At 73.4% G+C, this 13,607-nt stretch carries 13 protein-coding genes and 2 pseudogenes; 8 read left to right on the top strand and 7 right to left on the bottom strand.

The features are described from left to right. Window positions 1-104 precede the first annotated feature (104 nt). A complete protein-coding gene (locus tag SM450_RS08815; RefSeq protein ID WP_474619194.1) occupies window positions 105-1,031 on the top strand; it encodes an NADP-dependent oxidoreductase in 927 nt (308 codons plus the stop codon). A gap of 44 nt (window positions 1,032-1,075) precedes the next feature. On the opposite strand, the pseudogene SM450_RS08810 reads toward SM450_RS08815, so the two are convergent. Continuing rightward, a pseudogene (locus tag SM450_RS08810) lies at window positions 1,076-1,267 on the bottom strand (Tn3 family transposase); the annotation flags it as partial. Window positions 1,268-1,332: 65 nt separating this feature from the next. Next, complete coding sequence (locus SM450_RS08805; RefSeq protein WP_474619193.1) at window positions 1,333-2,241, bottom strand: alpha/beta fold hydrolase; 909 nt, start codon at window positions 2,239-2,241, stop codon at window positions 1,333-1,335. A 278-nt stretch (window positions 2,242-2,519) separates the two neighbouring features. Between SM450_RS08805 and SM450_RS08800 the strand changes: the two genes are divergently transcribed. After that, a complete protein-coding gene (locus tag SM450_RS08800) occupies window positions 2,520-3,392 on the top strand; it encodes an SDR family NAD(P)-dependent oxidoreductase (RefSeq protein WP_474619192.1) in 873 nt (290 codons plus the stop codon). Between the two features lie 77 nt (window positions 3,393-3,469). Here SM450_RS08800 and SM450_RS08795 read toward each other — a convergent pair whose 3' ends face one another. Next, window positions 3,470-3,736 (bottom strand): hypothetical protein, encoded by a 267-nt coding sequence (locus SM450_RS08795; protein ID WP_474619191.1) that lies wholly within the window; start codon window positions 3,734-3,736, stop codon window positions 3,470-3,472. Between the two features lie 78 nt (window positions 3,737-3,814). Between SM450_RS08795 and SM450_RS08790 the strand changes: the two genes are divergently transcribed. The 3 genes and pseudogenes from SM450_RS08790 to SM450_RS08780 all read left to right on the top strand — a co-directional run bounded on the left by SM450_RS08790 (window position 3,815) and on the right by SM450_RS08780 (window position 5,471). Further along, window positions 3,815-4,234, top strand: coding sequence for a nuclear transport factor 2 family protein (locus SM450_RS08790; protein ID WP_474619190.1), 420 nt, complete (start codon window positions 3,815-3,817; stop codon window positions 4,232-4,234). Window positions 4,235-4,253: 19 nt separating this feature from the next. After that, window positions 4,254-5,033, top strand: coding sequence for a class I SAM-dependent methyltransferase (locus SM450_RS08785; RefSeq protein WP_474619189.1), 780 nt, complete (start codon window positions 4,254-4,256; stop codon window positions 5,031-5,033). Then, window positions 5,030-5,471 (top strand): annotated as a pseudogene (locus SM450_RS08780) (hypothetical protein). The gene SM450_RS08785 and the pseudogene SM450_RS08780 overlap by 4 nt, the downstream one beginning before the upstream one ends. A 110-nt stretch (window positions 5,472-5,581) precedes the next feature. On the opposite strand, the gene SM450_RS08775 reads toward SM450_RS08780, so the two are convergent. After that, window positions 5,582-6,460 carry a ketopantoate reductase family protein gene (locus tag SM450_RS08775; protein WP_474619188.1) on the bottom strand — a complete coding sequence of 293 codons (879 nt, stop codon included), beginning with the start codon at window positions 6,458-6,460 and terminating at the stop codon, window positions 5,582-5,584. A gap of 61 nt (window positions 6,461-6,521) precedes the next feature. Between SM450_RS08775 and SM450_RS08770 the strand changes: the two genes are divergently transcribed. Continuing rightward, window positions 6,522-7,202 (top strand): TetR/AcrR family transcriptional regulator, encoded by a 681-nt coding sequence (locus SM450_RS08770; protein WP_474619187.1) that lies wholly within the window; start codon window positions 6,522-6,524, stop codon window positions 7,200-7,202. A gap of 21 nt (window positions 7,203-7,223) precedes the next feature. Here SM450_RS08770 and SM450_RS08765 read toward each other — a convergent pair whose 3' ends face one another. Both SM450_RS08765 and SM450_RS08760 read right to left on the bottom strand, forming a co-directional pair. Further along, a complete protein-coding gene (locus SM450_RS08765) occupies window positions 7,224-7,697 on the bottom strand; it encodes a DnaJ family domain-containing protein (RefSeq protein ID WP_474619186.1) in 474 nt (157 codons plus the stop codon). 97 nt (window positions 7,698-7,794) lie between these two features. Further along, window positions 7,795-8,343, bottom strand: coding sequence for a GNAT family N-acetyltransferase (locus SM450_RS08760; protein WP_474619185.1), 549 nt, complete (start codon window positions 8,341-8,343; stop codon window positions 7,795-7,797). A gap of 101 nt (window positions 8,344-8,444) precedes the next feature. On the opposite strand from SM450_RS08760, the gene SM450_RS08755 reads away from it, so the two are divergent. Continuing rightward, on the top strand, window positions 8,445-9,095 hold the full coding sequence (locus SM450_RS08755) for a LysE family translocator (protein WP_474619184.1): 651 nt from the start codon (window positions 8,445-8,447) through the stop codon (window positions 9,093-9,095). Window positions 9,096-9,108: 13 nt separating this feature from the next. Here the strand turns inward: SM450_RS08755 and SM450_RS08750 are convergent, their stop codons facing one another. Beyond that, a complete protein-coding gene (locus tag SM450_RS08750; protein ID WP_474619183.1) occupies window positions 9,109-11,118 on the bottom strand; it encodes a beta-galactosidase in 2,010 nt (669 codons plus the stop codon). A 114-nt stretch (window positions 11,119-11,232) separates the two neighbouring features. On the opposite strand from SM450_RS08750, the gene SM450_RS08745 reads away from it, so the two are divergent. After that, the gene (locus SM450_RS08745) at window positions 11,233-13,566 is read left to right on the top strand and encodes a TIM-barrel domain-containing protein (RefSeq protein ID WP_474619182.1); all 2,334 of its coding nucleotides are present in this window, start codon (window positions 11,233-11,235) and stop codon (window positions 13,564-13,566) included. Window positions 13,567-13,607 lie beyond the last annotated feature (41 nt).

The following is a 13,607-nucleotide window of genomic DNA, read 5'->3' as shown; positions in this document are numbered from 1 at the left end:
ACAGCAATGAATCGCAGACGTGGCGTGCTGTCGCGTCTCGACCAGCGGCAATACGGTCGACTCCTGCCCATTGCCATGGAGAGGCGGAGCGCATGCCAGCTCACATGAAAGCCGTTCGTCAGCAGGCCTTCGGCGGCCCGGACGTGCTGGAGTACACCGAGGTACACCGGCCCACGCCGGGCCCCGATGACGTTCTGGTCCGGATCCGCGCCGCGAGTGTGAACCCGGCGGACTGGAAGATCCGCTCGCACCTCGCCGCGCTGCCGGTGGACCTGCCATTCGTCCCCGGGTTCGACCTGTCCGGCACCGTCGAGGCCGTCGGCGACCGGGTCACCCGGTTCCGTCCCGGCGACGACGTCTTCGGGATGCCGACACCGTTCGTCGGCGCCTACGCCGAGTACGCCCGGGCCCCCGCCGCCGACCTCGCGCCCCGGCCCGAACGGCTCTCGCACGTCGACGCCGCGGCGCTGGCCTCGGTCGGACTCACCGCTTGGCAGGCGTTGGTGCACATCGCCCGGGTCGAGGCTGGCCAGCGGGTTCTGGTACACGCGGCGGCGGGCGGGGTTGGGCACCTCGCGGTGCAGATCGCCAAGGCCCACGGGGCCCACGTGATCGGCACCGCCCGCGCGGCCAACCACGGCTACCTCGCCGGGCTCGGCGTCGACGAACTGGTCGACTACACGGTCGAAGACTTCGCCACCGCGGTCAAGGACGTCGACATCGTGCTGGACACCATCGGCGACTCCTACGGCCCCCGGTCGCTGGAGACGTTGTCGCCGGGCGGGATCCTGGTCGGCGCGGTCTGGGACCGTCCCGGGCTCACGCCGCAGGACGCGCGGCGACGCGGCGTGCGGTTCGAGACCGTTCAGGTGCACCCCTCGGCCACCGACCTCGACGACTTGAGGCGGCTCGCCGAACGGGGCCAGGTCCGGGTGGACGTGACGCACGTCCTAGGCCTCGCGCAGGCGGCGGCGGCACACCGGTTGAGCGAGGGCGGCCACGTCCGGGGCAAGGTGGTCCTCACCCCCTGATCGTCACGGTCCAACCGCCGGGAGATCCGCAACGCCCCGAAGTGCGTCGAGTCGGACGCCGCGGCGGTCGACCCGACACCCCAGATGCTCTGCCGCCGGGCCCCGAAGGTGGCGCTGGCGATCTCGATCGCCAGCGCCCGGAGCAGCTCCGGGTTCAGATATCGACGCCGCACGTCGCAAAGCTCCTCCTCGCGGTGGCCGTGCTCACCGGCGGCGACCGCCCGGATCCCGGTAGGGGTTGAGCACGCAGATCAGCGGGACCATGCCCCACTGCCGATGGGGTGGCCCGGGCGGTGTGGAATCAGGTGGTGTGGCGGATGATCGAGCCGGCGATCCGCTCGGTGAGGCCCGGGGAGAAGAACGGGTGGTGACCCATTCCCGGCACGATCTCTAGGTGGGCCGTCGGGATCTGCGCCACGAGGGCTTCACCGTGGGCTTGGGGGAACAGCGGGTCATCGCTGCCGTGCAAGACCAAGGTGGCGGCGGTGATACGCGACAAGGAGGCTCGCCGGTCGTCGTCCCAGTGTCGACCGGCCAGATCGTGGTTGGAGGCGGCAGCGAGGTTGTTGGCCCGGGCGTAGCTGTGTTCGACAAACTGCCGCGCGGCGCGCTCGTCGAAGGGCAGGACATCGCCGTTGAGCACTCGCCAGGTCTGCACGTCGGCGTCCACGCGCTGCTGGGCCGTCGTACGAGGTGCTTTCGCGGAGGCCATGAGATGGCTGAGGAACCGCGCCGTCGGGGGCGGGAGTTCGTCAGCCGCAGCCGGTTGGCCTGCCATCGCTTTGGCCCACGCCGGGCCCGGATTGTTCCCCATCGGAGAGGAAGCCATCGCGGTCAGCGTGCGGACGCGGGCCGGCTGATGCACGGCGAGCCACTGGCCGATCGCCGCGCCCAGCGAGGTCCCGACGATGTGCGCGTCCGTGACGCCGTAAGCGTCCAGAACGGCGGCCGTGTCGGCTGCCATGTCGGCGAGCGCATACGGATGCGTAGCGAAATCGACGGAGTCGGAACGGCCGGTATCACGGTGATCGAACCGGATCACCTGCCGGCCGTTGTTCACGAGAACTTCCACAAACTCGTCGGGCCAGCCGATGCCCTGCGTAGAGGTGCCCATGATCAACAAGATGGTGGGGTCATCAGGACGACCGAAACGCTCAGTCCACAGACGAATCCGACCGGAACGAACGAAATCCTCTTCACCAGTAAGCATGCGAGGCACCCTAGCCGTCACCGGACCGGCCGGAATCCGCCACCTGTGGTAGGTGGAAATAGTCTCCATGAGATAATAGAGAGGCAGGCAGAGCGCGACGCGCAGTGCTTTCACCAGCCTTCGCCGAACGCATGCCACGACAACCGCCCGGCTGCGCGCGGTTGTCGACCAAGCCGAAGCGCGCTGCTGGAATTCGATCTGGCAACACGCTTCTAACCAGCAACTCGGGCTGAGCGCGGTTTGCTTTCGAGCGCGCTCGAAGCTTTAGCGTCGGGGCCATGACCACGACGACCGAGACGAAGACCTGGATCATCACGGGCGCGAGTTCGGGCCTCGGCCTGGCACTCGCCGAGGCGGCGCTCGCGGCCGGCGAGCATGTGATCGGAACCGCGCGGCGGGCCGACCGGTTCGAAGGGCTCAGGGCGCGATACGGGGATCGGCTCCTCGCCGTCGAGCACGATGTGCGCGACACGGCGGGAGCGGCCTCGGTCGTACAGCGGGCGCTGGAGGTGTTCGGGCGCGTCGACGTGCTCGTCAACAATGCCGGCGCCGGACAGGTCGGGGCCGCCGAGGAGATCACGGATACCGCGCTGCGGGCCATGATCGAGCAGCACCTGTTCGGCCCGGCCGCCTACGTGCGTGCGGTGCTGCCCCACCTGCGGGAGCGTCGCTCGGGCGCGATCGTGCAGATGAGTAGCCAGGGCGGGCGGATGTCGTTCCCCGGCGTCGGCAGCTACTCGGCGGGCAAGTTCGCGCTCGAGGGCTGGTCGGAGGCGCTTGCGCGCGAGGTCGCGCCGTTCGGCATCCGCGTCCTGATCGTCGAGCCCAGTCGCTTCCGCACCGCGTTCAATGCCACTGACGTGCTCCACGCGGCGCCCCAGATCTCGATCTACGACGATGTCGTGGGTGCCGTACGCGCGAACATGGCCGAAGCCGACGGCATTCAGGAGGGCGACCCGGCACGCGCCGCCCGGGTGATCCGCGACATGCTCGACACCCCCGACGCGCCGCTCCGGCTCCCACTCGGCGCCGAGGCGGTTCGCAATCTCACCCGCGCCTACCGTGGCGCGCTCGACGACGTGGAGAAATGGGCGTCCGTGAGCGAGTCGGCAGACTTCCCGGGTATGCCACCCGCGGTACGCCCGTTCTGATCGCCGTACGCCGCGGACCAACGCCGCGAGTACTCCGCGCCGGGGACACCAGCGTCGACGGCGCCGACCTGCTGCGATCACGTCTCAGTAGTCGCCTCCGCCGGGGTCCCCACGGTGGCGGGTTGCTCCCCGCGTTCGCGGGCGGCGTAGTCGTCGAGGATTGCCTCGGTGGCGGTCGCGCCGAACCGGGTCGCCCCGGCCTGGTGCAGGGTGAGCAGGGTATCGAGGGTACGGACGCCGCCGGCGGCCTTGACCTGGACGTGCGGAGAGGCGGTGGCGCGCATGAGCTGGATGTCGGCGAGGGTGGTGCCGCCCGGGGCCCGTCCGCAGCGCCAGAGCGGCATCCGATCGCGGCGGGCACCCGGCCGGCTGCGACCGGCACTACGGTTGGTCCGTCGGCCGGATCCACGAAGGAGGCATCGATGGCAGCGTCGTCGCGGGAGGTCGTCGAACGGGTCCTACGTGCGGGGCGAGAGCAGGACGTCGAGGCGTTCGTGGCGTCGATGGCCCCGGACGGATACATCGAGTGGCCGTTCCGGCCCGCGGGCGTGCCCGGGCGGGTGCGGGGGCGCGCGGAGATCCGCCGGCACCTGACCGAGACGGCCGCGACGCTGATCGTCTTCGATGAGCACCGCGACGTGGTGACGCACGAGACCACCGACCCCGAGGTGGTCGTCGTGGAGTACGAGGCGGTGGGCACCGTCGTCGCGACCGGCGCGCCGTTCGAGCAGACGGTGATCGCGGTGTTCCGGGTCCGGGACGGCCAGGTCGTGTCGTACCGCGACTACATCAACCCGCTGCCTCTGATGGAGGTGCTGGCCGGGAGCACGGGCGAGCGCTGAGGCGGACGAGAGGAACAGCATGGAACAGAACGAACGGCTCCGGCACTCCTCGTCGTTCGGCGCGGCGGCGACCGCGTACGCCGAGCACCGCCCGGACTACGCGCAGGCCGCGGTGCGTTGGGCGCTCGGCGCCGCGCCCGGCCGCCGGGTGCTCGACCTCGGCGCGGGCACCGGAAAGCTGACCGTCACGCTGGACGCGGTCGGCGTCGACGCCACCGCGGTCGAGCCGGACCCGGCGATGCTTGCCGAGCTGCGCCGCGCCCGGCCCGGCGTCCGCGCGCTGCCCGGCAGCGCCGAGGCGATCCCGCTGCCCGACGGCTCCGTCGACGCCGTGGTGGCCGGCAACGCCATGCACTGGTTCGACATGGCCGTGGCCGGTCCCGAGATCGCCCGGGTCCTCGCGCCCGGCGGCGTCCTGGCCGGCCTGTGGAACGTCCTGGACGACCGGGTCGACTGGGTCGCCGGGCTGGCCGAGGTCAGCGGCAGCGCCGCCATCGGCCCCCGTGACACCCCGGCCAGTTGGCGGACCGAGTCGGCGCGGATGCATCTGCCGAGGAACGACGAACCCGCCCGGTTCGACGCGCCGGAGCAGGCCGAGTTCCCACACGGGCAGCGCCGCACCGCCGACTCCCTGGTGGCGACGCTCGCCACGCGGGCCGGAATGCTGGTGATGCCGGCGGGCGAACGTCAGCGCACGCTCGGCCGCATCCGCGCGTTCCTGGCCAGCCGGCCGGAAACCGCGGACGGCGAGTTCACCCTCCCGATGCTGACCTGCGTGCTGCGCGTGCGGCGCCGGTGAACGGCACGGACGTCCGCCGCGCCGCCGCCGCGATGACCGCCGCGCTGCGGCCGGCCGCCGGCCGGGACTGGACGGTACGCGCGGGCGACCTGGACTGGTCCTGCTGGACCACCGCCGCGCACGTCGCGCACGACCTGGCCGGGTACGCCGGTCAGGTCGCCGGCCGTCCCGGCGACGCCTACCTCCCGTTCGACCTGCGGGTACGCCCCGACGCGCGACCGGCCGACGTGCTGGCCGTGGCGACGGCCGCCGCCGGGATGCTGGCCGCCCTGGTCGACACCGCCGACCCCACGGATCGCGCCTGGCACTGGGGGGCGGCTTTTTCCCGACGCGCCGGCCGGCGACCCGGCGTCGGTGCTGCTCTGGCTGACCGGCCGTGCCGCGCTCGGCGGGCGGCCCCGCAGAACGTCGTGGACCTGGCGAGCCGCGATCGGGTGAGGAAGGCCGCTGTTCACCCTCGGGGCCAGTCGGCGAAGGCGTCGCGTACGGCGCCGATCTGCGCGGGCGTGAGGCGGTAGAGCGCGAAGACGGTGTCGGGCTGGGGCTGCCTATCGCCGACCGACCATCGCGGCGGCTCGTAGCTGTTCGGCCGTCCGCTCGAGTTCGGCCGCCTCGGCGGGCGAGGCGTTGCTGAGCCCGCTGTGCACGGCTGTCGAGCTGCGCAGGAAGCGCCGCAGCACGGCCACGAGCAGCCCCTGCGGCAGTGTCCGCAACGCACCGAATCCGCGCGGGACCGGCGGGTTCGGCATGGCGGCCAGGTTCTGCCGGATGAGGCGGAGCATGTCGCGGATCGCGTCCGGATCGTCGGCCAGCGCCGCCGGGCCGCCCGCCGCGTACACCGCCTGGCCGAGTGGCGTCGCGAACGCGGCATGCGTGGTGAGCCAGGCGGCCATCCGCGGCTCGACCTTGACGTTGATGCCGGCGGCGCGGAACGCCCGCACGATCCGTGCCAGCCGCGGGGTGGCGCGGCCGTCGGGTTCGCCGATCGGCATCGGCGCGAGGCGGTTCAGGAGAGTGGGCGCGCGGTAGCGGACCACGTCGCCGTCCATCGTGCCGCCGGCGGTGGGGAAGCCGAGCAGCACCCGCTCGTGGCCGATCACCGCGCCCAGAGGCTCCGCGCCGGCCGCCCAGTTGAGCAGGAACAGCACGTCGCCGTCGTGACCGGCGAGTGACTTCAGCACCGCGTCCACCTGGTGGGCGCGGACGACGACGACGATCAGGTCGTACGCACCGGCCGGGTGCTCGACCACCGGCACCGGCACCCGTCTGACGGTCGGGCTGTCCTGCTCGGCGAGCCGCACGCCGTGCCGGCGCAGGGCGGCCAGGCGTTCGCCCCGGGCCAGGAGCGACACGTCATGCCCGGCCTCGTGCAGGTGGGCGGCGAGCAGGCTCCCGCAGACCCCGGCGCCGTACACGAGCAGTTTCATGGCCACCCCACCTCGTTATTCATACGTTCGTTTAAATCGTTCGTATGTATAGTAGCCGCCCATGGGGTCATCCGAAACCCGCACCCAGATCCTCGACGCGGCCGAGCACCTCTTCGCCGAGCGCGGCTACCGCGGCGCCTCGATCCGCGCGATCACCGACCGCGCCGGGGCGAACCTGGCCGCCATCGGATATCACTTCGGCTCGAAGGCGGAACTCCTGGCCGCGGTCGCCCGCCGCGTGATCGAACCCATCACCGCCGCGCAGGCCGCCGGCCTCGACCGGGTGCTCGCCCGGACCCCGGATCCGCCGGTCACCGACCTGGTGGAGGCGTTCGCGGGGCCGCTGTTCGACCGGATGCGGGCCGGCGACGAGGGCGGCGCCCGGACCTCCCGGCTGATCGTGATGATCCTCAGCGATCCCGCCGAGGAGGTACGCACCTGGACCGGCCCGGCCGCGGACACGGTCCGCGACCGTTTCGTGGCGGCCTTCGAGCGTGCCCTGCCCGACCTCCCCCAGGAGGAGCTGTGGTTCCGGATGCGGGGAATCCTCGCCGTGACGGCCGTGGACCGCGTCGGGGTCTACCACCAGGACCCGCCGGCCAGCCTGCCCCCGGAAGCGGGCGAGGCGGCCCGGCGCTGGGCGGTCACGTTCCTGAGCGCGGCCATGAGCGCGCCACCGACCGGACCTGACGCCTCGGGAGGGCCGCGGGCCGCGACGGGACCGTGTGTCCGGAGATCGTGACGAGGTGGCCCGGTGCGAGGCTCAGCGACGCCACAGGCGCCACCGCCGTCGGACGCGCGCCGGACGCGCGACGTGCGGCACCGGTTCGACAGTCGTGGCGGCGGCGGCGTACTGCCGGTCGGCCCGCCAGCGGCGTACCGCCTCGTCGACGTTCACCGGGCGGACCACGACGCGCGGGCCGGTCGGGCTGCGCAGCCAGGCCACCACCTCGGCGTTGAGCACCGCCACGTACGACCGGACCGCCTCCTCGGTGGGCAGGTCCCGCAGCTCGTCGGGGAGTTGCTCGATGCGGCGGCGCAGTTGCAGCGGGGTGGGCAGCATCAGGTCCGACGGGATCTGCTCCCGCTCCATGAAGCCGCGGATCCACCAGCCCTCGTCGTAGGGCGTGTCCCGGCCCGGGATCGGCTTGCCGGCGCCCGGCAGGTTGTCGAACTCCCCACGCTCCTGGGCCGAGCGGATCTGCGCCTCGACCGCGGCCTCCCAGGCGTTCGTCACCGCCGTCACCTCCCGTACCCACCGTATCCGCAGGCGTACCCGACCTTGGTAAGCGTCCGACGGCGCCGCCGTGTTCCCGGCCGACACCGGGGACGGTTCACCGCAGCCGGCGTACGTGCCGGTGGCCGTCGCGGGGGAACGGCGGGCGGGCCGGCAGCACCTCGGCGAACGCGTACCCGCTCTTCTCCGCCACCCGGCAGGAGGCCGGGTTGTCGACCTGGTGGAACAGCTCCATGCGGGTCAGGCCGGCGGCGGCGAACCGGGTGAACGCCCAGCCGGTGACCGCGTCGACCGCGCGGGGCGCGACGCCGCGCCCGCGGGCCGGGGCGGCGGTCCAGTAGCCGACCTCGGCGACCTGGCACCCGGGGCGAATCTCCTTGAGCACCACGCAGGCCACCAGCCGCTCCCCCGCCGGCTCGGGTTCCAGCACGGCGAAGCTGAACCGGCGGTCGGCGGCCCAGCCCTGCCGGGCGCGGCGCAGGAACGCCCGCGCCTCGGCGCGGGTGGTCACCGGCCACCGGGTCCAGGCGCGCAGCACCGGATCCCGGTACGCCTCCAGCAACGCCTCGGCGTCGCCGTCGCGCCACGGTCGCAGCAGCAGGCCGGGCGCGGTCGGGGTGGCGGCGGCGGACAGCACGACGGACATCTGCTGAGTGTCGCGCGTCACCGGCCCCGGCCGCGAGCCCGGACCTCCCGGCGGCGGCGGGCGGCGTAGGGTCCGGGCAAGGGTCTACGGCGGGAGGCGGCGTGGTCACGTTCGGTGCGGTGGTGGGGATCGCCCTGGTGGCGCTCGGTCTGGTGCTCACGCCCGGGCCGAACATGGTCTATCTGGTGTCCCGGTCGGTCACCCAGGGCCGGCGGGCCGGCCTGGTGTCGCTGCTCGGGGTGGCGGTCGGGTTCCTGATCTACCTGGCCGCTGCGGTGGCCGGCATCGCCACCGTGTTCGTGCTGGTCCCGCCGCTCTACACGGCCGTGAAGCTGGCCGGCGCGGCGTACCTGCTCTGGCTGGCCTGGCGGACGCTGCGCCCGGGCGGCCGGTCGGCGTTCACGCCGCTGCCGCTGCCGCCGGACCGGCCCCGGCGCCTGTTCACCATGGGCCTGGTGACGAACCTGCTGAACCCGAAGATCGCCATCCTCTACGTGTCGCTGCTGCCGCAGTTCGTCGACCCGGCGCGCGGGCACGTGGCGGTGCAGAGCCTGCTGCTCGGGCTGACCCAGATCGGCATCGCGCTCACCGTGAACGCGCTGATCGTGCTCAGCGCCGGCGCGGTGTCGGCGTTCCTCACCCGCCGCCCGGCCTGGGCCCGCCTCCAGCGGTACGTGATGGGCACCGTGCTGGCCGCGCTCGCGGTGCGGATCGCCGCCGACCGGTCCCGCGCCGCCGTCGCCACGCCCTGAGGCGGTACGCGGGTCAGCCCGGCGGCTCGCGCAGCACCGCCACGCCGCCGGGCGGCACGGTCACCGCGTCGTCGACCGGCTCGTCGGTGAGCAGCTCGTGCCCGGTGGCCGGCACCCGCTGCGGCCGGTCGGTGTGGTTGAGCAGGAACAGCCAGCTCTGGTCGCCGTCGCGGCGGCGGACCGCCTCGACGCCGGATGGGGCCGCCGGGCAGGTCGGGACGACGCCGGCGAGCCGGGCCGCGTCGACGAGCAGCCGGCGGTACGTGTCGTCGTCGGGTCGGGTGGAGACGTACCAGGTGCGGGCGGCGCCCACCCGGTGCCGGGTGACCGCCGGGCGGCCGTCCAGCACCCCACCGATGTACGCGGTGACCGTCTCGGCGCCGGCCAGGTGCACCGTCTCCGACCAGATCCGGCCGATCCCGCCGCTCGTCAACGGAACCTGGTCGTCGTCGGCAAGCGGGTGGAACTCCTCCACCCGCACCCCGAGCAGGTCCCGGTAGGCGCCGGGGTGGCCGCCGAGGCGGATCCGGGCGTGTTCGTCGGCGACGCCGCTGAGCCAGGTGACGAGCAGGTGCCCGCCGGCGTGGACGTGCCGGCGTACCCAGTCGACTGTGGCGTCGGAGGCCAGGTAGAGGGCGGGGAGCACGAGCAGCCGGTGCCCGTCGACCGGGTCACCAGGTGTCACCAGGTCGGTGGTGATGCCGGCGTGCCACAGCGCCCGGTGCGCGGCGGCCACCTCGCCGGGGTGGTCGAGGCCGTCGCGGGGCATCCCCGGGTGGCGCAGCGCCCAGCCGCTGGCGGCGTCGGACGCGATCGCCACCCGCGCCTGCACCCGGCCGGCCGTGGTCCCGGCGAGCCGGCGCAGCGCGGCGCCGATCCGGGTGGCCTCGCGGAACACCCGGGTGTCCGCGCCGGCGTGGGACACCACCGCCGAGTGGAACCGTTCCGCGCCGCCGGCCGGGGCACGCCACTGGAAGAACATCACCCCGGCGGAGCCGCGGGCGACGTGCGCGAGGCTGTGCCGGGTCATCCGGCCGGGTTCCTTGGTGTGCATCCGCCCGGCGGTGTGGATCTGGTTGGGCGCGCTCTCCATCAGCAGCCACGGCGCGGGTCGGCCGGCGCCGTGGCGGGCCCAGCCCCGGGCGAGGTCGGCGGCGAGCGCGGTCTGTTCCTCCGCGCCCCGGTCGACCCGGGTCGGGTAGTGGTCGACGGCGACCAGGTCGACCTCGCGCGCCCACCGGGCGTGGTCCACCGGCACCCAGTCGCCGAGCACGTAGTTGGTGGTCACCGGCACCGCCGGGTTCGCCGCCCGCAGCAGGTCCCGCTGCTCGGTGTACGCCGACAGCAGCGTGTCGGACCAGAAGCGGCGGAAGTCGAGAAGCTGGCCGGGGTTGCCCAGGTACTGGGTGGCGCGGGGCGGGCCGATCTGCGCCCAGTCGGAGTAGTGCTGGCTCCAGAAGCTGGTGACCCAGGCGTCGTTGAGCGCGTCGAGGTCGCCGTACCGGTCGGTGAGCCAGCGACGGAACGCGGTCTCGACGTGCGGGCAGTGGCAGGTGGTGCCGTACTCGTTGTGCACGTGCCACAGCGCCAGCGCGGGGTGGTGGGCGTACCGGGTGGCGAGCACCTCGGCGATGCGGCGGGCGGCGGCGCGGTAGGCGGGCGCGGCGGCGCAGTAGGTGTCCCGGCTGCCGTGGTGCAGGCGTACCCCGTCGGCGGTGACCGGCAGCGCCCCGGGGTGGTTGAGGGTGAACCAGGGCGGTGGGGAGGCGGTGGGCGTGGCCAGGGCGGCGCGGATGCCGTTGTCGTGCAGCAGGTCCAGCACCCGGTCGAGCCAGTCGAGGGTGTAGCGGCCGGGGGCGGGTTCGAGGCGGGACCAGGCGAACACGCCGACGGTGACCAGGTCGACCCCGGCCGCGCGCATGAGGGCGACGTCGTCGTGCCACACCTCGGGCGGCCACTGCTCCGGGTTCCAGTCGCCGCCGTAGTGGAGCCGGCCGTCGCTCCACAACCCTTTAGTTGTCATCTCCGCCAAAGTAAGAACAGGTGAGGCAGAAAGTCAATGGCGTCGATCATTGACAGTTAGTTGTGGTTCCAAAGAAACTTGCGGGACCGCCCGTGTCGCCGCGAGGAGACGCCCATGCCGTACCGCCCGCCCCTGGTCCCGTACGAGACGTTCGTGGCCGACCCGCCCGACCTGCCGGTCCGCGCCCCCGGCGAGGAGGGCGCCGACGACGTGCTGCGGGCGCAGGTGGCCGCGACCGACGCGCACGGCGTCACGCTCACCGCCACCTGCGCGTCCGGTCGCACGCTCGTCGCCCGCGTCGAGGCCGCCGGGGACGGGATCCTGCGGGTACGCCTGACCGACGACCTCTCCGTGCGCAGCCGCTCCGCCCGCGCGCTGGCGCTGACCCGGCCGCAACCGCACCCGGCCCGGGTCACCGTGGACGAGACCTACGCGCGGGTGGACGCCGGCGCCGTGGTCGCCGAGATCCGCCTCGACCCGTGGGGGCTGCGCTTCCTCGCCGCCGACGGCCGGCTGCTGCTGGCCGGCGACGGCGGCACCCGGGACATCAGCGGCCGGCGACGCACCCTGCCGCTGGGTCGCTCCACCGTCGACGGCGAGCCGGTCGCCTGGCACGAGAGCTTCATCGCCCCCGGCGACGAGCGGTTCGTCGGCTTCGGGGAGAAGTTCACCCCGCTTGACAAGCGCGGCCAGCGTCCGCTGATGTGGAACTTCGACGCCTTCGGCGGCGAGTCCGACAGGTCGCACAAGAACATGCCGTTCTACCTGTCCGACCGCGGCTACGGCGTGCTCGTCGACAGCGGCCTGCCGGTGCAGTTCGACGTCTGCGCCAGCACCCACAGCAGCGTGCAACTGCTCGTCCCGGACGACCTGCTCGACTACTACGTGCTGGCCGGCCCGACCCCGGCGCAGATCCTGGACCGGCTCGACGCGCTCACCGGCCGGCCGTACCTGCCGCCGAAGTGGGCGTTCGGCGCGTGGATCTCCTCCGGATTCTTCCCGGACAGCGAACAACGGGTGCGGGAGCGGGCCCGGCTGATCCGGGACCGGGACATCCCCTGCGACGTGCTGCACCTGGACTGCTACTGGCAGGTCGCCGGGCGCTGGTCGGAGCTGCGCTGGGACGAGCAGGCGTTCCCCGACCCGGCCGGGATGCTCAAGGACCTCGCCGAACAGGGCTTCCGGGTGTGCCTGTGGATGAACCCCTACCTGATGACCGACAGCCCGCTCTACGCCGAGGCCGAGGCCGCCGGCTACTTCCTGCGCCGCCCGGACGGCACGACGTACGTCGCCGACACCTGGCACGGCAGCTACCCGGTCTGCGCCATCGTGGACCTCACCAACCCGGCGGCGGTGCGCTGGTTCCAGGGCCTGCTGCGGCCCCTGCTGGCCCAGGGCGTCGCGGTTTTCAAGACCGACTTCGCCGAGGCCGTGCCCGCCGACGCGGTGGCGCACAACGGCATGACCGGCGTCGAGCTGCACAACGTCTACGCGCTGCTGTTCAACGACGTGGTCGCCGACGTCACCGAGGAGGTCGCCGGGCACCGCACGGTCTGGGCGCGCTCGTCCTACCTGGGCGGGCAGCGGCACAGCGCGCAGTGGAGCGGCGACGTCAACTCCACCTGGCCGGCCATGGCCAGCACGCTGCGCGGCGGGCTGTCCCACGGGCTGTCCGGGGTGCCGTTCTGGAGCCACGACACCGGCGGGTTCCACGGCACGCCGGAGCCCGACCTGTACGTGCGCTGGACCCAGTTCGGCGCGCTGTCGCCGCTGGTCCGGCTGCACGGCACCACAAGCCGGCTGCCCTGGGACTTCCCGCCCGAGGCGGAGCGTCACGCGGTCGCCGCGCTGCGGCTGCGCTACCGGCTGCTGCCGTACCTGTGGTCGGCGGCCGTGGCCGCGGCCCGCACCGGCGCCCCGATGATGCGGGCGCTGCTCGTCGACACCCCCGACGACCCGGCCGCCTGGACCAGCGACCTCCAGTACCGCCTCGGCACCGACCTGCTGGTGGCGCCGGTGCTCGACCCGTCCGGGGAACGCGCCGTCTACCTGCCGGCCGGCGACGACTGGCTGGACGCGGCCACCGGGCAGCGGCACGCCGGCGGCCAGCACCTGCGGGCGCGCGTGCCGATCGACCGACTGCCGCTCTACGTGCGCCGGGGCGCGCTGGTGCCGGTCGCGCCGCCCGCGACAAGCGTCGCCGAGGGCCCGTTCCGCGAGGTCACGCTCGTCGCGTGGGGTGACGCCGACGGCGTGGGCGTGGTGCACGACGACGGCGGCGACACCACTGTCACCGCCACCCGTGACGGCGACACCCTACGGGTCCGGGTGGACGGGCCGCTCGACGTACGCCGGGTCAGCGTGGTCGGCGCGGACGTGCCGCGCCGGATCACGCTCAACGGCGAACCGGTGCCGGTAACCCCGTTCGAGCCCTGGTTCGGTAGCTGACGGACGCCACACCTATTTAGTTTAAGCTGTAGCCGAACTGA

The sequence above is a fragment of the Micromonospora marincola genome, from assembly GCF_056150385.1.
This window is presented reverse-complemented; position numbering and strand designations above follow the sequence as displayed.

Bases quoted from the DNA above. Each gene is read 5' to 3' on its own strand.
- SM450_RS08775 (WP_474619188.1), bottom strand. From the start codon at position 6,460: ATGAAACTGCTCGTGTACGGCGCCGGGGTCTGCGGGAGCCTGCTCGCC.
- SM450_RS08795 (WP_474619191.1), bottom strand. From the start codon at position 3,736: ATGCCGCTCTGGCGCTGCGGACGGGCCCCGGGCGGCACCACCCTCGCC.
- SM450_RS08800 (WP_474619192.1), top strand. From the start codon at position 2,520: ATGACCACGACGACCGAGACGAAGACCTGGATCATCACGGGCGCGAGT.
- SM450_RS08790 (WP_474619190.1), top strand. From the start codon at position 3,815: ATGGCAGCGTCGTCGCGGGAGGTCGTCGAACGGGTCCTACGTGCGGGG.
- SM450_RS08815 (WP_474619194.1), top strand. From the start codon at position 105: ATGAAAGCCGTTCGTCAGCAGGCCTTCGGCGGCCCGGACGTGCTGGAG.
- SM450_RS08760 (WP_474619185.1), bottom strand. From the start codon at position 8,343: ATGTCCGTCGTGCTGTCCGCCGCCGCCACCCCGACCGCGCCCGGCCTG.
- SM450_RS08785 (WP_474619189.1), top strand. From the start codon at position 4,254: ATGGAACAGAACGAACGGCTCCGGCACTCCTCGTCGTTCGGCGCGGCG.
- SM450_RS08770 (WP_474619187.1), top strand. From the start codon at position 6,522: ATGGGGTCATCCGAAACCCGCACCCAGATCCTCGACGCGGCCGAGCAC.
- SM450_RS08805 (WP_474619193.1), bottom strand. From the start codon at position 2,241: ATGCTTACTGGTGAAGAGGATTTCGTTCGTTCCGGTCGGATTCGTCTG.
- SM450_RS08750 (WP_474619183.1), bottom strand. From the start codon at position 11,118: ATGACAACTAAAGGGTTGTGGAGCGACGGCCGGCTCCACTACGGCGGC.
- SM450_RS08745 (WP_474619182.1), top strand. From the start codon at position 11,233: ATGCCGTACCGCCCGCCCCTGGTCCCGTACGAGACGTTCGTGGCCGAC.